This window comes from Variovorax xiamenensis (assembly GCF_050916385.1).
In the GTDB taxonomy this organism is placed as follows: domain Bacteria; phylum Pseudomonadota; class Gammaproteobacteria; order Burkholderiales; family Burkholderiaceae_C; genus Variovorax.
On record NZ_CP139038.1, the window covers coordinates 273,400 to 289,642 of the forward strand.

A 16,243-nucleotide genomic window follows, 5' to 3' on the forward strand; every position below is an offset into this window, starting at 1 on the left:
TAGGAGAACCACGCCATGAACGCTCCCGACAAGTTCGCCCTGAACACCGCCACCGACCCGCGCCACGACCCGACGCGCGTGATCCGCGCGCCGCGCGGCAGCGAGCTCAACTGCAAGAGCTGGCTCACCGAGGCCCCCTTCCGCATGCTGCAGAACAACCTCGACGCCGAGGTGGCCGAGCGCCCGCAGGACCTGGTGGTGTACGGCGGCATCGGCCGCGCCGCACGCGACTGGGCCTGCTACGACCAGATCCTCGCCTCGCTGAAGGAACTGAATGACGACGAGACGCTGCTCATTCAGTCGGGCAAGCCCGTCGGCGTGTTCAAGACGCACGAGAACGCACCGCGCGTGCTGCTCGCCAACTCGAACCTCGTGCCGAAGTGGGCCAACTGGGAGCACTTCAACGAGCTCGACCGCAAGGGCCTCTTCATGTACGGCCAAATGACGGCCGGCAGCTGGATCTACATCGGCAGCCAGGGCATCGTGCAAGGCACCTTCGAAACCTTCGTGGAAGCCGGCCGCCAGCACTACAACAACAGCCTCGCGGGCAAGTGGATCCTCACGGCCGGCCTGGGCGGCATGGGCGGCGCGCAGCCTCTCGCGGCCACGCTGGCCGGCGCGGTGTCGCTGAACATCGAGTGCCAGCAGTCGAGCATCGACTTCCGCCTGCGCACCCGCTACGTCGACAAGCAGGCGCGCGACATCGACCACGCCTTCGAGCTCATCAAGCAGCACTGCGACGCGAAGGAGGCCGTGTCGATCGCGCTGCTGGGCAATGCGGCCGAGATCCTGCCCGAGCTGGTGAAGCGCGCGAAGGCCGGTGGCCTCAAGCCCGACCTCGTGACCGACCAGACCTCCGCGCACGACCTCATCAACGGCTACCTGCCCGCCGGCTGGAGCGTGCCGCAGTGGCAGGCCGCCATGAAGGACGCCTCGCAGCACGACGCGCTGAAGAAGGCCGCCGCGAAGTCGTGCGCCGTGCACGTGCAGGCCATGCTCGACTTCCAGGCCATGGGCATCCCCACGGTCGACTACGGCAACAACATCCGCCAGGTGGCCTTCGACGAGGGCGTGAAGAACGCCTTCGACTTCCCGGGCTTCGTGCCGGCCTACATCCGCCCGCTGTTCTGCGAAGGCAAGGGCCCGTTCCGCTGGGTGGCGCTCTCGGGTGACCCGGAAGACATCTACAAGACCGATGCCAAGATCAAGGAGCTGTTCCCCGAGAACAAGCACACGCATCGCTGGCTCGACATGGCGCGCGAGCGCATCGCCTTCCAGGGCCTGCCCGCGCGCATCTGCTGGCTGGGCCTGGGCGAGCGCCACATCGCGGGCCTGGCCTTCAACGAGATGGTGAAGAACGGCGAGCTGAAGGCGCCGATCGTCATCGGCCGCGACCACCTCGACACCGGCTCGGTGGCCAGCCCCAACCGCGAGACCGAGGCCATGAAGGACGGCACCGATGCCGTGAGCGACTGGCCGCTGCTCAACGCGCTGCTCAACACGGCAGGCGGTGCCACCTGGGTCAGCCTGCACCACGGCGGCGGCGTGGGCATGGGCTACTCGCAGCACTCGGGCGTGGTGATCGTGTGCGACGGCACCGATGCCGCCGCCAAGCGCATCGAGCGCGTGCTCTTCAACGACCCGGCCACCGGCGTGATGCGCCATGCCGACGCGGGCTACGACATCGCCGTGGCCACCGCGAAGAAGCAGGGCCTGAAGCTGCCGATGGTGAAGTGATGGCGGGCGCAGCCTTGCCCGATGCCCTGGAATTGCAGCGCCGCGTGCGGGAGCGCGTGGACGACGAACTCGTCGCGCAATTCCAGCGCGACGGCGCGGTCTGCATCCGCCAGCTGCTCACGCCCGACGAGCTCGCGCTGCTGCGCGGCGGCATCGAGGCCAACCTCGCCGCGCCCAGCCCGCGCGCCAAGATCGCGAGCCGGCCCGACGACCCGGGCCGCTTCTTCGAGGACTTCTGCAACTGGCAGGAGATCGGCGAGTTCCGTCGCTTCATCTTCGAGGCACCGCTCGCGCAACTCGCGCAGCGGCTCATGGGCTCGAACACCGTGCGCCTGTACCACGACCACCTGCTCGTGAAGGAGCCCGGCACGCGCCAGCGCACGCCGTGGCACCAGGACCAGCCCTGCTACAACATCGAGGGCGAACAGAACGTCAGCATGTGGATACCGGTCGATCCGGTGTCGCGCGCCGCCACGCTCGAATTCGTGGCCGGCTCCCACAAGGGGCCGTGGCTGATGCCGCGTACCTTCATGGACAACCACGCCAAATGGTTTCCCGAAGGCAGCCTGGAAGACCTGCCCGACATCGAGGGCGCGCGCGAGCGCTTTCCCATCGTGGGCTGGAACATCGAGCCCGGAGACTTCGTCTGCTTCCACATGCTCACGCTGCATGCGGCGGCCGGCGTGGAAGGGCCGAACCGGCGCCGCGTGTTCTCGGTGCGCTTCCTGGGTGACGACATCCGCCACGCGCCGCGCAGCTGGAAGACCTCGCCCGATTTCCCCGGGCTGGCCGACACGCTGCCGGCGGGCGCGCCCATGGACGACGCGCGCTTCCCGCTGCTGGTGGGCTAGCTCCGCTTTAAGCCGAAGGTAGAAAGAAAAAGCAGGCCCATTCCCACTCGATGGGAATGAAGGCTTGGAAGTGGGAACGGTGGGCAAGATACTGCACGCCGGTTCCATTCATCCGATCGACCGCATGACGACCCCGCCCGACGCCCCCGCCAACGACCGCGCGCTCTTCGTGCTGTCGGTGCTGGCGCAAAGCAAGGCGGCGATGACCGCGGCCGAGCTGGTGCGGGCCACCGGCCTGTCGCAGAGCACGCTGTACCGGCAGATCGCCACGCTGCGCCGCTGGGGCTTCGTGATGGAGTCCGACGGCCGCTACTCGCCGGGCCCGGTCAGCGTGCAGTTGGCCACCGGCTTCGACGGCAACTCCGACCTCGTGATCGCCGCGCGCGCCGACATGCGCGCGCTGGCGCAGCAAAGCCACGAGAGCGTGGCGCTGGTCACGGCCGTGAACGACCGCGTCGTGTGCCTGGAGATGATCGACAGCGAGCAGTCGCTGCGCTGCTCCTTCGACCGCGGCCGCAGCGTGCCCGCGCGCGATGGCGCCAGCGCCAAGTGCCTGCTGGCCCACATGCCGCTCGACCAGCGCGACGCCCTGCTCGACGGGCTCGCCGAAAGCCCCGAGCGCCGCGCCGAGCGCGCCGCCGAACTCGACGCCATCCGCGAAGCCGGCCATGCCGTGACCCACGGCGAGGTCGATGCCGGCGTGTGGGGTGCGAGCGCGCCGGTGCTTTCCCCGGGCCGGCGCCTGCGCGGCGCGATCACGCTGATGGCGCCGCTCACGCGCGTCGAGGGCATGGAAGCTGCATTGCTCCACATGACCGTCGTCACGGCGGCCCGCATCTCGCGGGCGCTGCAGTAGCCGCTGCCGCTTCTTTTCTTCTTCCTCCTTCATTCACACCACGAAAGTCCCTGCCATGAACACCCGCCGCTCCATCGTCGCCGCCGCTCTTTCCGGCCTTGCCATCTTCGGTTTCGCGGGTGCCGCGCACGCGCAGGGCGAGCCGCTGCGCGTGGCCACCGACGCCACCTTCCCGCCCATGGAATTCGTGGAGAACGGCAAGCGCACCGGCTTCGACGTGGAGCTGGTCGAGGCCATCGGCAAGACGCTGGGCCGCAAGATCGAGTGGATCGACATCGACTTCAAGGGCCTCGTGCCGGGCCTCATTTCGAAGCGCTTCGACATGGCGGTTTCGGGCATCTACATCACCGACGAGCGCAAGAAGGTCGTCGACTTCACCGTGCCCTACTACGCGGGCGGCCTCGTGGTGATGGTGAAGGACGGCAACACGGCCATCAAGACGCCGGCCGACATCAACGGCAAGAAGGTCAGCGTGCAGGTGGGCACCAAGTCGGTGAGCTACACGAAGGAGAAATTCCCGCAGGTGCAGCTGATGGAAGTCGAGAAGAACCAGGAGATGTTCAACCTCGTCGACATCGGCCGTGCCGACGCCGCGGTGACCGGCAAGCCCGCCGCCTACCAGTACGTGCGCACGCGCGGCGGCCTGAAGGTGCTGCCCGAGCAGATCACCACCGAGGAATATGGCATGGCCATCCGCAAGGACACGCCCGAGTTGACCAAGGCCGTGAACGGCGCGATCGAGAAGCTGAAGGCCGACGGCACCTACGACCAGATCGTGAAGAAGTGGTTCAGCACGGCTGCGAAGTAAGCCCGCCATGGATCTCGATTTCTCGCCAGTCTGGCAAGGCTGGCCCGACCTGCTGCGCGGTGCATTGGTCACGGTGGAGATCACCGCCTGCGCGCTCGCGCTGGGCTGCGTGCTCGGCCTGCTGGTCGGCATCGGCCGGCTGAACCCGAAGCGGCGCTGGCTCTATGGCGCATGCACGGCTTATGTGGCGGCCATCCGCGGCACGCCGCTGCTGGTGCAGCTGTTCATTCTGTTCTTCGGCCTGCCGCACTTCGGCATCCTGCTGCCGGCCTTCGTGTGCGGCGTGCTGGGGCTCGGCGTGTACTCGGGCGCCTACGTGTCGGAGATCGTGCGCGGCGCGATCCAGTCGATCGACAAGGGGCAGACCATGGCCGCGCAATCGCTGGGCATGACGCCCGGCCTCGCGATGCGCCACATCGTGCTGCCGCAGGCGGTGGTGCGCATGATTCCGCCGCTGGGCAACGAGTTCATCGCGCTGATCAAGAACTCGGCGCTGGTGTCGTTGCTGACGATTCACGACGTGATGCACGAGGGGCAGAAGATCATCAGCGTGTCGTACCGCTCGCTGGAGGTGTACCTGGCCATCGCGGTCGTGTACTTCGTGCTCACCGGCACGATGACGCTGGTGCTGCGGCACTTCGAACAGCGGCTGCGCCAGGGCGGAATGGTGCGATGAGCGGCGGCGTGCTTCGTCATTTCTCACGCGCCTCGCTGCCCGTGACGCCATGGAAGAACGGCGGCGGCACCACGCAGGAAGTCGCCAGCTGGCCGCAGGGCGCGGGGCTCGACAGCTTCGGCTGGCGCGTGAGCATCGCCACCATCGCGGCGGCGGGGCCGTTCTCGGTGTTCGCGGGCGTGGACCGCAGCATCACGCTGCTCGAAGGCGACGGCGTGCGGCTCTTCACGCACGACGGGCGCATCGACCACCGCCTCGACACCGCGCAGCGCCCCTTCGCCTTCAGCGGCGACGAGGCTATCGACTGCATGCTGCTCGGCGGCTCGTCGAACGACTTCAACGTGATGACGCGGCGTGGCCAATGGCGCGCCGACGTGCGCGTGCTGGACGGTGCCACGGCCATCGAGGCAGCGCCGCACGGCGTGCTGCTGGCGCTGCGCGGCGTGTGGCGGCTGAACGATGAAGCCTGCCGCGAAGGCGAGGGCCTGCAGTGGGCCGGCAAGGCACAGGCCTGGCATGCGATGCCCGAGGGCGCCGATGCACGGCTGCTCGCGGTGCGCATCCTGCCGGCTTGACCTGCAGTGCAGACGCAACAACAGGAACGACGATGAAACCCGCCATCAACGAATTCCCCTCGGCCGACGGCCTCTGGACCGGCATCCGCCTCGCCACCGATGCAAACGTGGAAGGCGCCATCGTGGTGGAGCAGGGCGCGATCCGCTGGGTCGGCGCCCGAAGCGCGCTTCCTGCCGAATTCGCCGGACTGAAGAAGCACGACGGCGGCGGAGCGCTGGTCACTCCGGGGCTCGTCGACTGCCACACGCACCTGGTCTACGGCGGCCAGCGCGCCAACGAATTCGCGATGCGGCTCGCCGGCGCCACGTACGAAGAAGTGGCGAAGGCCGGCGGCGGCATCGTCTCGTCGGTGCGCGCCACGCGCGAGGCCGACGAGGACATGCTCTTCGCGCAGGCGGCGCCACGGCTCGAACAGCTGCTGGCCGACGGCGTGTGCGCCATCGAGATCAAGTCGGGCTACGGCCTCTCGCTGGAGCACGAGCGCAAGCAGCTTCGCGTGGCGCGACGCCTCGGCGAAGCCTATGGCGTCACGGTGCGCACGACATTCCTCGGCGCGCATGCGCTGCCCCCCGAATACGCAGGCCGCAGTGGCGACTACATCGACCTCGTCTGCAACGAGATGCTGCCTGCGCTCGCGGCCGAAGGGCTGGTCGAAGCCGTGGACGTGTTCTGCGAACGCATCGCCTTCTCGCTCGCCGAGACGGAGCAGGTCTTCAAGGCCGCGAAGGCGCTGGGCCTGCCGGTGAAGCTGCATGCCGAACAGCTCTCGGACATGGGCGGTGCCGCGCTGGCTGCGCGTTACGGCGCGCTGTCGTGCGACCACATCGAGCACCTGTCGGCCGAGGGCATCGAGGCGATGCGCCAATCCGGCACCGTGGCGGTGCTGCTTCCCGGCGCCTACTACACGCTGCGCGACACGCACCTGCCGCCCATCGCCGCACTGCGCGCCGCGGGCGTGCCGATGGCGGTGTCCACCGACCACAACCCCGGCACCTCGCCCGCGCTGAGCCTGATGCTGATGGTGAACATGGCCTGCACGCTGTTCCGCCTCACGGTGCCCGAGGCACTCGACGGCGTCACCGTGCACGCGGCGCGCGCGCTGGGCCTGCAGGACACGCACGGCGCCATCGCGCCCGGCATGCCCGCCAACTTCGTGCTGTGGAACGTGCGCGAAGCGGCCGAGCTTGCCTACTGGTTCGGACAGCAGCCCGTGCGCGCCGTGGTGCGGCAGGGGCGCATCGCCATTGGAGCCAACGCATGACGACAAACACTCTTTTCGCAGCCGACGCGCTGCTGCCCGGGGGCTGGGCCAAAAACGTCCTGCTGGCGTGGGACGACGCAGGCCGGCTCACGCAGGTGCAGGCCAACGCGCAGCGGCCCGCCGACACCGAAGCCGCGCGCGGCCCCGTGATCCCCGGCATGCCCAACCTGCATTCGCATGCCTTCCAGCGCGCCTTCGCGGGCCTCACGGAGCATCGCGCCGAGCAGCACGACAGCTTCTGGAGCTGGCGCACGCTGATGTACCGTTTTGCCGCGCGCCTGGGCCCGCAGCACATGGAAGCCATCGCGACCTGGCTCTACGCCGAGATGCTGGAGGCGGGCTACACCAGCGTCTGCGAGTTCCAGTACGTGCACCACGACGTGGACGGCCGTCCCTACGCCGACGACGCCACGCTGAGCCTCGCGCTGCTTCGCGCGGCGAAGACGGCCGGCATTGGCTTCACGCTGCTGCCGGTGCTTTACCAGACCGGCGGCTTCGGCGACCTGCCGCCCACCGAAGGCCAGCGCCGCTTCGTCCGCTCGACCGAATCGATGCTGCGTTTGCTCGAAGCGCTCAAGCCCCAGTGCGACGCGCAGGGCGCACGCCTGGGCCTCGCGCCGCATTCGCTTCGCGCCGTGCCGCCCGAGGGCCTGCGCGATGCCATCGCGGGGCTCGAGGCCATCGACCGCACCGCGCCCATCCACATCCACATCGCCGAGCAGACGAAGGAAGTGGACGACTGCGTGGCCTGGAGCGGCCTGCGCCCCGTCGAATGGCTGCTCGACCACGCGCCGGTCGACGCGCGCTGGTGCCTCGTGCACGCCACGCACATGAACGACGCCGAGTACGAGTACGCGGCCCAGAGCGGCGCGGTCGCGGGCCTGTGCCCGACCACCGAGGCCAACCTCGGCGACGGCATCTTCGACTTCGGCAAATGGCGCAGCCACGGCGGCGCATGGGGCGTGGGCTCGGACAGCCACGCCAGCGTGAACGCGGCCGAGGAACTGCTGATGCTCGAATACAGCCAGCGCCTGGGCAAGCGCCAGCGCAACGTGGGCGCCAGCGCGGCGCAGCCGCATGTGGCGACCGCGCTCACGCTCGAATCGGTGCAGGGCGGGGCGCAGGCCTCGGGCCGCGCCGTCGGCGGACTGGCCGCGGGACAGCAGGCCGACTTCGCCGTGCTCGACGCTTCGCACCTCGCGCTGCAGGGGCTGTCGGCGCCCGATATGCTTTCCGCCCACGTCTTCGCGAGCCATCGCACCTCGGCCATCGATAGTGTCCGGGTGGCAGGCCGCCCGCGCGTCTCGGCTGGCCGCCATGCGCTGCACGACGAAGCCGCCGCCGCCTTCGTGACTGCGCGCACCCAATTGCTACAGGATTGATCCCCACCATGGCCTTCACCACCGCCGAACCGCCGTTCCGCTTCCGCCAGGGCACGCGCCCGCTGCTGATCTCGATGCCGCACGTCGGCACGCACGTGCCACCGGCGCTCGCCGCCCGCCTCACTGAAGAAGCGCGCCACGTGCCCGACACCGACTGGCACCTCGAGCGTCTCTACGACTTCGCCGACGAGCTCGGAGCCTCGGTGCTCGTCGCCACGCATTCGCGCTACGTGATCGACCTGAACCGTCCGCCGGACGGCGCGAGCCTGTACCCGGGCCAGAGCGTGACGGGCCTGTGCCCGGTCGACACCTTCGACGACACGCCGCTGTACGCCAACGCGGCCGACGTGCCGGGCGAGGCTGAAGTCGCCGAGCGCCGCGACGCCATCTGGCAGCCGTACCACGCCAAGCTGGCCGAAGAACTCGCCCGCATCCGCGCGCAGCACGGCGTGGCCGCGCTGTGGGACGCGCACTCCATCCGCTCGGTGCTGCCGCGCTTCTTCGAGGGCAAGCTGCCCGACCTGAACCTGGGCACCGGCAAGGGCATCAGCTGCGACCCGGCATTGGCGCAGACGCTGCTGGGCATCGCCGAGAGCGCCACCGGCTACACGGGCGTGCTCAACGGCCGCTTCACCGGTGGCTACATCACGCGCAACTACGGCAACCCCGCGAAGAACGTGCACGCGGTGCAGCTGGAGATGACGCAGTCGAGCTACATGCAGGAGAAGCTGCCCTTCGACTACCTGCCCGAGGTGGCGGCGGGCGTGCAGCCGCACGTGCGGCGCATGATCGAAGCGGTGCTGGCCTTCGTGGAAGGCCGCGCAAAGAACTGACGGCGGGCAGGGACAGGGCCTCTTCCTACAATCGGGGCCTATGAAGCCCCTCGTCTATACCCGCGGCCAGGCACTGCCCGGCATCCTCGCCAAGCGCATCGCCATCCTCGATGGCGCCATGGGCACGATGATCCAGCGCTTCAAGCTCACCGAGGAGCAGTACCGCGGCGAGCGCTTCAAGGATTTCGACCGCGACATCAAGGGCAACAACGAGCTGCTGTCGCTCACGCGGCCCGACGTGATCCGCGACATCCACGAGGGCTACCTCGCGGCCGGCGCCGACCTGATCGAGACCAACACCTTCGGCGCGACCACCATCGCGCAGGAGGACTACAAGATGGCGCACCTCGCGCGCGAGATGAACCTCGAATCCGCGAAGCTGGCGCGCGCGGCCTGCGACAAGTTCAGCACGCCCGACAAGCCGCGCTTCGTGGCCGGCGCCCTCGGCCCGACGCCCAAGACGGCGAGCATCAGCCCCGACGTGAACGACCCGGGCGCGCGCAACGTCAACTTCGAGGAATTGCGCGCGGCCTACTACGAGCAGACCGAGGCGCTGGTCGAGGGCGGCGCCGACGTGATCCTGGTCGAGACGATCTTCGACACGCTCAACGCCAAGGCCGCGCTGTTCGCGGTCGACGAGTACTTCCACAACAGCGGGCAGCGCCTGCCGCTCATCATCAGCGGCACGGTGACCGACGCCTCGGGCCGCATCCTCAGCGGCCAGACCGTCACCGCCTTCTGGCACAGCGTGCGCCACGCGCAGCCGCTGGCCATCGGCCTGAACTGCGCGCTGGGCGCGGCGCTGATGCGCCCGTACATCCAGGAGCTGGCGCGCGTGGCCGGCGACACCTTCATCAGCTGCTACCCGAACGCCGGCCTGCCCAACCCGATGAGCGACACCGGCTTCGACGAGACGCCCGATGTCACCTCGCGCCTGCTGCACGAGTTCGCGTCGGAAGGGCTGGTGAACATCGTGGGCGGCTGCTGCGGCACCACGCCGGACCACATCGCGGCCATCGGCAAGGCCGTGGCGCCGATGGCCGGGCGAGCCTTGGGAAGCAACGCCGCCGGCTTCTACAAGGAAGCAGCCTGAGCGCTCCGGTCGCGCCCGCGGCCGATTGACGGGCTCCAGCCCCCGGCCTAGGCTGGGTGCAAGGAGCCTTGCCATGAACTCACTCGCACAACGCTGGGCCGCCGTCGGCGCGCTCGCACTGGCGCTTCCGCTCGCGGCGCAGGCGCAGCAGGCCTTCACCCGTGGCGCGGTCAACCTGCGCGCCGGGCCCTCGGGCGACTATCCGCTGGTGGCGCGACTTGGACCGGGCCAGCCGCTCGAAGTGGTCGGCTGCACCAGCGGCTACGGCTGGTGCGACGTGGTGCTGCCCGACGGCGGGCGCGGCTGGGTCTGGGCGCGCAATCTCGATTACGCCTACCAGGAGCAGCGCGTGCCGCTGGTCAGCTACGGCGCGCTGATCGGCGTGCCGATCATCGGCTTCGCGATCGGCAGCTACTGGGCCGACTACTACCGCGACCGGCCCTGGTACGGCGACCGGCGCTGGTGGGGCAATCGGCCGCCTCCGCCGCCCGTGGCGGGCTGGCGTCCGCCGCCGCCGGTGCGTCCGGGGTGGCAGCCGCATCCTTGGCAGCCGGGGCCCGGTTTCCGTCCACCCGGTCCGGGGTTCCGTCCGCCGCCCGGGCCGGGCTTCCGGCCTCCGCATCCGCCCGGCGTTCGTCCGCCGGTCGATCCGGGTGTCAGGCCTCCGCGCCCGCAGCCGGGGTTCCGTCCGGGGCCGCCGCCGGGCATGCCGCATCCGCACCCCGGCGGGGGCGGGCATCGCGGAGGCGGCCATGGGGATGGTCGCGGCGGTGGCCATGGCGGCCGGCACCGGCACTGAGGGCCGGCCCGTTCGTCGTCAATCTCCGGCGACGCGCACCACGCGCTTGCCGAAATTGCGCCCCTGCAGCAGGCCGATGAATGCGGCCGGCGCGTTCTCCAGTCCGTCGATGCGGTCCTCGCGCAGCGTGATCTGCCCGGCGGCGACCCATTCGTCCATCTCGCGCCGGAAGGCATCGAAGCGCTCGCCGTAGTGGTCGAGGATGACGAAGCCCTGCATACGGATGCGCTTCTGCAGCAGCGCCGCCATCAGCAGCGGCAGCCGGTTGGGGCCGGAGGGCAGCGACTCGCTGTTGTAGTCGGCGATATGCCCGCACACCGGCACGCGCGCGCCGACGTTGAGCAGCGGCAGCACCGCGTCGAACACCGCGCCGCCGACGTTCTCGAAATAGACGTCGATGCCATTGGGGCAGGCGGCCGCGAGGCGTGATGCGAACTCCGGGTCGTGACGGTCGATGCAGGCGTCGAAGCCCAGTGTCTCGACCGCGTGGCGGCACTTGTCCGCGCCGCCCGCGATGCCGACCACGCGCGCGCCCTTGAGCCGCGCGATCTGCCCGACCACCGAGCCGACCGCGCCGGTCGCCGCGGCCACCACAACGGTCTCGCCCGGCTTCGGCTGGCCGATGTCGAGCAGGCCGACATGCGCGGTGAACGCCGGCATGCCGAGCCCGCCCAGCGCCAGCGAGGGCTGCGCCATGTCGCCGAGCGGCATCAGGTCCTGGCCGTCGGTCAGCGCGTAGTCCTGCCAGCCGGCGTTGCCGAGCACGAGATCGCCGGGGTGGAACTGCGGATTCCGGGAGGCGACGACGCGGTTGACCGTGCCGCCCGGCATCGCCTCGCCCAGCTGCACCGAGGAGGGCGCGTACAGCGGCGGAACCTCGTCCATCAGCTGGCGCATGTACGGATCGAGCGACAGGTGCAGCGTGCGCAGCAGCACCTGGCCTTCGCCGGGCGTGGGAACGGCGGTTTCCTCGAGGCGGAAGTTCTCCGGCGTCGGCAGGCCGCGCGGCCGGGCGGCGAGGACGATGCGGCGGTTGACGTTGCTCTGGGACATGGGTCATGGCTCCTTGATTAATAGACCAGTCGTCTAGTGAGTGGGCGAAAAAAGCGGGAGCGCGCACGCCTCCCGCCTGGTGGGTTTCAGTGGTCCGAAGACAGGCCCAGCAGTTGCCGGGTGTCTCGCATTGCTGCGTCCAGCGACGAGCGGTCGCGCGTGATCTTGGCCAGCAGGCTGGCGCCGAGCCAGCGCTGGTAGAGCGCGACGGCGACGCCCTGGGCGTCCTGCCCCTGCGGCATCGCCTTGATCGAGCCGTCGGCCCGGCCGGCCTCTATGCAGCGCGCGAGACGATCGGTGATGCCGCCGGTGCCGCGCGCCAACGCCGAGCGCATGCTCTCGGACAGGTCGCAGACCTCCGCGCCGAGCTTGACGACGAGGCAGCGGCTTTGCGCCTCCTCGCCGGTCTGCGAGTCGAGCCAGTCGTCGAAGTAGGCGACAAGCCGTTGGGCGGCGGTGCCCGGGCCTTCGGTCAGGAGGGCATCGGTGCGCCCCAGGTACTCGGTGAAATAGGCTTCCAGCACCGCCTCGCCGAAGACTTCCTTGGAGCCGAAGTAGTGATAGAACGAACCCTTCGGCACCTTCGCCGCCGCCAGCACCTCGGCCAGCCCGACGCCGGTGAAACCCTTTCGCAGCAGCAGCGGATGGGCCACGTCGAGGATGTGCTGGCGGACGTCGGTGATGGGAGCGATCGCGTTCATGGGCCGCACTCTAGCGGCAATTAGACCAGTCGTCTAGTGCGACGGATCCCCGCTGACCTTCGGGCTGCATTCGCCCGCCGCAGCCCGTCCCTTGGCGATCAGATTCACGAAATGCTGGGCTCCCAGGCCGAGTGGGCGCTCACGTGACCACACCACATCCACCCACAGGTCCAGCCCGTTGCTGAGGTTCTCGAACGGAATCTCGACCAGTGCGCCAGCCGCGACGTGCGGCCGCGCGAAGTTGCGCGGCAGCCAGCCCCAGCCCAGCCCGGCGGTGATCAGGCTCAGCGCGGCCAGCGCGTTGTCGGAGCGCCAGACGTGGCGCGCGAACACGAAGCGCGGGTCGCTGGTGGCGAGGTCGCGGCCGGCCACGACGATCTGGCGGGTGTTGGTCAGGTGGTCCTCGCGCAGACGGCCGCCGTTGGCGGCGAGCACTGGGTGGTCGGGCGCCATCACCGCAACCATGAGCTCGCTGCCCACTTCCTGGAAGCCCTCGCGTCCGTCGAGACTGGGGCGCTCGAACACCAGCGCGAGCTGTGCGCGCCCGCTGTGCAGCAGCGCCAGTGCGTCGGCCTGCGGTGCCGCCAGCACTTCCACCTGCAGCAGCGGATGTTCCCGCGCCAGTTCGGACAGCGGCCCGGTCCACGGTGCGGCCAGCAGCTCGGGCGCGATGGCCAGCGTGAGCCGGTCTTCAAGTCCCTGCGTGAGCGCCAGCGCCTGCACCTGCAGCTGCCTGAGTTGCGACGCCAGCAAGCGCGCCTGCGGCTCGAGCGAGCGCGCGGCGGCCGTGGGCTGGGGCTCGCGGCCGCTGCGGTCGAAGAGCGCCAGGTCGAGCTCGGCCTCGAGGTTGGCGATGGCCATGCTCACTGCCGACGGCACCCGGCGCAGCGCCCGCGCGGCGGCCGAGAAGGAGCCGTGGTCGATCACGGCCAGGAAGACTTCGACGTTGTCGCTGGAAAAAGCCATGGCAGCTGACCTATCAATAAAACTGAAACAAGTTAACTTTTTATATCAGCCAATGACAAATAAAGTCCAGTCATCGCATCAACGAACACAGAGAGAAAGCCATGCAAGGGATTCAGCGTCGCATCGTCTACATCAGCCTCTACGAAGGCATCGCCATCGTGGCCGCCAGCGCCGGCCTGGCCCTGATGACGGACGCGGGCCTGGGCCATTCGGGCGTTCTGGCGGTGGCCGCCTCGGTCATCGCGGTGATCTGGAACCTGGTCTTCAACTCGCTCTTCGAGCGCTGGGAGTCGCGCCAGGCCGTGCGCGGACGCAGCCTTCGCCGCCGCATCGCGCACGCCATCGGCTTCGAGGGCGGCCTGATCGCCTTCCTGGTGCCCATGTTCGCCTGGGGCCTGGGCGTCTCGCTCTGGCAGGCGCTGGTGATGGACCTGGGGCTGGTGCTTTTCTTCCTGGTCTACACCTTCGTCTTCAACTGGGCCTTCGACCGCGTGTTCGGCCTGCCGGCTTCGGCCGCGGCGAAGGTGCCTGTGGCGGCCTGATCGCCACACGTACACGCACACGCACACGGGGCAGGGCAGAAATCAAGGCGGCGAGGCCGCCTTTTTCTTTTGCCCGGCGGCCCGCATTTCCAGCGCGGCCTGCAGCCGCAGCGCCTCCTGCGGCGTGAAGAGCTCTGCCTGCAGCTGCGCCCGCGTGGCCTCGTCGGCCGCGGCATAGCGCGAGAGGCGGCCCTGCCAGTCCTGCTCCTGCTGGTCGAGCGTCGCGAGCCGTTGCGCCGCTTCGTAGCCGTACTGCTTCGAGCGCTCCTCGAACCGCTCCTGCGGGCTGGCGCCACGTGCTTCCAGCGCGGCGGTCTGCTCGCCCACGGCCAGTTGCGCGACGGAGGCGGTGCGGTCGGCGCGCTGCTCGGGCGTGAGCCAGGTTTCCTCGGTCTTCGCCAGAGCCTGGCGTTTCTGCTCGGGCGTGAGGTTCGCGTTGCGCTCGATCTCCAGCTTCTCGACGCTGAAGCGGTCGAACTTCTCCTCGGCGTCGAACAGCCCCTCGACCTCCTCCGGCGCGAAGTAGCGCGAGCGGATGCCGGCGCGGGCGTCGAGGATCCTGCGTAGCCCCGCCGGATCGCCGATGTTGGCCGCAGGCAGCGCCTCGAGCGCGTTGCGGTAGTCGATGTAGCGCTCCAGCAGGCCCAGCGCGCGCACGCGCCACTCGGGTGGCAGGTATTTGTCGATCTTCGCGCGCATCTCGGCCATCAGGCCTTCCTTGTCGCGGGCCTGGCTGCCGTCGAGCATCTGCTCGAAGATGCGCAGCAGGTTGGGCGTCAGCAGCGCGTCGGGGGCGTGGCTGCTTCCGCCCGGGGCTGCGGCGGAAACTTCAGGAGCGGTGGCAGGGCCGGCCGCAGGCATCGTGGAGGCAGTGGCCGAGGAAGCCGGTGCCTCCGTGCTGTCGGCCTGCCACCACCACGCGGCACCCGCGACCGCCACCACCACCCCGGCTGCCATGAGCGGGCGCAGGAGCCTGGTGGGCATGGTCTCTTCAGAGGCCGAGCTGCTTCAGCTTCGCCGCCTGGTTGACGTACAGCGTCACCGGGCTCACCGAGAACAGGTCGCGCAGTCCGAGCAGCTGGTTCACCTCGTCCAGGTGGTTCTGCCGGTAGCTGCCGAGGTAGGTGCCCAGGTGGGAACTGCAGGCCGATGCGAGCCCGTCGTTGGGCTCGCCGTGCACCACGCTCGTCAGCGACAGTGCGTAGTCGGAGGCGTCGAACACGTTGGTCAGCGGCTGGGTGCCCGACCAGGAGAAGTACCGCACGCCGTTGACCAGCTCGGTGCCGTTGCCGCAGGCGGTGGTGGGCACGCCGTCGGGGAACTTGGCGTTGAACTTCGCCGAGCCGGCGGTGTTGAGCGAATCCAGCGCGCCCAGCCCGTTCTGCGGCGTGTTGTTGCCCGAAAGAATGCCGATGAGGCTGGAGAACGCGTTGACCACGCTCACCACCACGGCCCGGCTGATGCTGCCGTCCGGCAGCGTGTTGCCGAGCACGTCGGCCACCTTGCTGCCCTTGTGCGGGCTGCCTACCGTGGTGACCGAGGCCACCAGCTGCGGCGCCACGCCTGAGACGTAGCGCGCCGTCGGGCCGCCGTGCGAATGGCCGATCAGGTTGACCTTGCTCGCGCCGGTGAGCGCCAGCACGTCCTTGACCTGCTTGAGCAGCTGCTCGCCGCGCACCTCGCTGCTGTTGGTGGCCGCCACCTCCGCGACGAAGACCTTGGCGCCCTGGGCGCGCAACTCCCCGGGAATGCCGTACCAGTAGTCGATGCCGGCGATGGTGTCGAAGCCCAGCATGCCGTGCACCAGCACGATCGGATAGGCCGTCTGCGCGCTGGTGCTGGCCGCCTGGGCCGTCTGCGTCATGGGTGCGAGCGCCAGCATGCCGCACACCAGGAGCGCGCCGGCCGTTCGCCGGGCCGCGCCGCCTTTCCTGCCCGTCGTCCTTGTCCTCGAAGCCGCAATCCTCTTCAGTCGAATCATCGGAACTCCCTTTTGTGGGTTGATCGGTTTGGGGGGCACGCAAAAAAGAACGAGCGTGCACTTTTCATTCTGCGAAACCGACGGGACCGGATCGATCCGGACTTTCCCTTTCATGATTCGGACTTACT

17 protein-coding genes are annotated in these 16,243 nt (G+C 69.3%); 12 read left to right on the forward strand and 5 right to left on the reverse strand.

Annotated features, from left to right (window positions below):
* Positions 1 to 15: 15 nt before the first annotated feature.
* The 11 genes from hutU (at position 16) to SFB74_RS01255 (ending at position 10,872) form a co-directional block, all read left to right on the forward strand.
* A complete protein-coding gene (hutU, locus tag SFB74_RS01205) occupies positions 16 to 1,737 on the forward strand; it encodes a urocanate hydratase (RefSeq protein WP_125952689.1) in 1,722 nt (573 codons plus the stop codon).
* A complete protein-coding gene (locus tag SFB74_RS01210; RefSeq protein WP_432728842.1) occupies positions 1,737 to 2,588 on the forward strand; it encodes a phytanoyl-CoA dioxygenase family protein in 852 nt (283 codons plus the stop codon). Before hutU ends, SFB74_RS01210 begins: the two co-directional genes overlap by 1 nt.
* 124 nt (positions 2,589 to 2,712) lie before the next feature.
* Positions 2,713 to 3,444 carry an IclR family transcriptional regulator gene (locus SFB74_RS01215; RefSeq protein ID WP_093206958.1) on the forward strand — a complete coding sequence of 244 codons (732 nt, stop codon included), beginning with the start codon at positions 2,713 to 2,715 and terminating at the stop codon, positions 3,442 to 3,444.
* A gap of 55 nt (positions 3,445 to 3,499) precedes the next feature.
* Positions 3,500 to 4,252 (forward strand): transporter substrate-binding domain-containing protein, encoded by a 753-nt coding sequence (locus SFB74_RS01220; protein WP_125952686.1) that lies wholly within the window; start codon positions 3,500 to 3,502, stop codon positions 4,250 to 4,252.
* 7 nt (positions 4,253 to 4,259) lie between these two features.
* Positions 4,260 to 4,928, forward strand: a complete 669-nt coding sequence (locus tag SFB74_RS01225) for an amino acid ABC transporter permease (protein ID WP_026346849.1) — start codon at positions 4,260 to 4,262, stop codon at positions 4,926 to 4,928.
* Complete coding sequence (locus tag SFB74_RS01230) at positions 4,925 to 5,503, forward strand: HutD/Ves family protein (RefSeq protein ID WP_432728843.1); 579 nt, start codon at positions 4,925 to 4,927, stop codon at positions 5,501 to 5,503. The genes SFB74_RS01225 and SFB74_RS01230 overlap by 4 nt, the downstream gene beginning before the upstream one ends.
* Positions 5,504 to 5,535: 32 nt before the next feature.
* Positions 5,536 to 6,765 carry an imidazolonepropionase gene (gene hutI / locus SFB74_RS01235; RefSeq protein WP_432728844.1) on the forward strand — a complete coding sequence of 410 codons (1,230 nt, stop codon included), beginning with the start codon at positions 5,536 to 5,538 and terminating at the stop codon, positions 6,763 to 6,765.
* On the forward strand, positions 6,762 to 8,147 hold the full coding sequence (locus SFB74_RS01240; RefSeq protein ID WP_432728845.1) for a formimidoylglutamate deiminase: 1,386 nt from the start codon (positions 6,762 to 6,764) through the stop codon (positions 8,145 to 8,147). Before hutI ends, SFB74_RS01240 begins: the two co-directional genes overlap by 4 nt.
* 8 nt (positions 8,148 to 8,155) lie before the next feature.
* Positions 8,156 to 8,980, forward strand: coding sequence for an N-formylglutamate deformylase (gene hutG / locus SFB74_RS01245; protein ID WP_432728846.1), 825 nt, complete (start codon positions 8,156 to 8,158; stop codon positions 8,978 to 8,980).
* A 40-nt stretch (positions 8,981 to 9,020) separates the two neighbouring features.
* Positions 9,021 to 10,073, forward strand: coding sequence for a homocysteine S-methyltransferase family protein (locus SFB74_RS01250; protein WP_432728848.1), 1,053 nt, complete (start codon positions 9,021 to 9,023; stop codon positions 10,071 to 10,073).
* A gap of 73 nt (positions 10,074 to 10,146) precedes the next feature.
* Entirely contained in the window at positions 10,147 to 10,872 is a 726-nt protein-coding gene (locus SFB74_RS01255; RefSeq protein WP_432728849.1) for an SH3 domain-containing protein, read from the forward strand.
* Between the two features lie 18 nt (positions 10,873 to 10,890).
* On the opposite strand, the gene SFB74_RS01260 is transcribed toward SFB74_RS01255, so the two are convergent.
* From SFB74_RS01260 to SFB74_RS01270, 3 genes are all read right to left on the reverse strand, one after another.
* Positions 10,891 to 11,925 (reverse strand): NADP-dependent oxidoreductase, encoded by a 1,035-nt coding sequence (locus tag SFB74_RS01260; protein ID WP_432728850.1) that lies wholly within the window; start codon positions 11,923 to 11,925, stop codon positions 10,891 to 10,893.
* Between the two features lie 86 nt (positions 11,926 to 12,011).
* Positions 12,012 to 12,626 (reverse strand): TetR/AcrR family transcriptional regulator, encoded by a 615-nt coding sequence (locus SFB74_RS01265; protein WP_432728851.1) that lies wholly within the window; start codon positions 12,624 to 12,626, stop codon positions 12,012 to 12,014.
* A gap of 33 nt (positions 12,627 to 12,659) precedes the next feature.
* Positions 12,660 to 13,592, reverse strand: coding sequence for a LysR family transcriptional regulator (locus SFB74_RS01270; protein WP_432728852.1), 933 nt, complete (start codon positions 13,590 to 13,592; stop codon positions 12,660 to 12,662).
* Positions 13,593 to 13,693: 101 nt separating this feature from the next.
* Between SFB74_RS01270 and SFB74_RS01275 the strand changes: the two genes are divergently transcribed.
* Entirely contained in the window at positions 13,694 to 14,134 is a 441-nt protein-coding gene (locus tag SFB74_RS01275) for a PACE efflux transporter (RefSeq protein WP_432728853.1), read from the forward strand.
* Positions 14,135 to 14,176: 42 nt separating this feature from the next.
* On the opposite strand, the gene SFB74_RS01280 is transcribed toward SFB74_RS01275, so the two are convergent.
* Together SFB74_RS01280 and SFB74_RS01285 are read right to left on the reverse strand one after the other, a co-directional pair.
* Positions 14,177 to 15,118 (reverse strand): lipase secretion chaperone, encoded by a 942-nt coding sequence (locus tag SFB74_RS01280; RefSeq protein ID WP_432728854.1) that lies wholly within the window; start codon positions 15,116 to 15,118, stop codon positions 14,177 to 14,179.
* Positions 15,119 to 15,125: 7 nt separating this feature from the next.
* Positions 15,126 to 15,998, reverse strand: a complete 873-nt coding sequence (locus SFB74_RS01285) for an esterase/lipase family protein (RefSeq protein ID WP_432728855.1) — start codon at positions 15,996 to 15,998, stop codon at positions 15,126 to 15,128.
* Positions 15,999 to 16,243 lie beyond the last annotated feature (245 nt).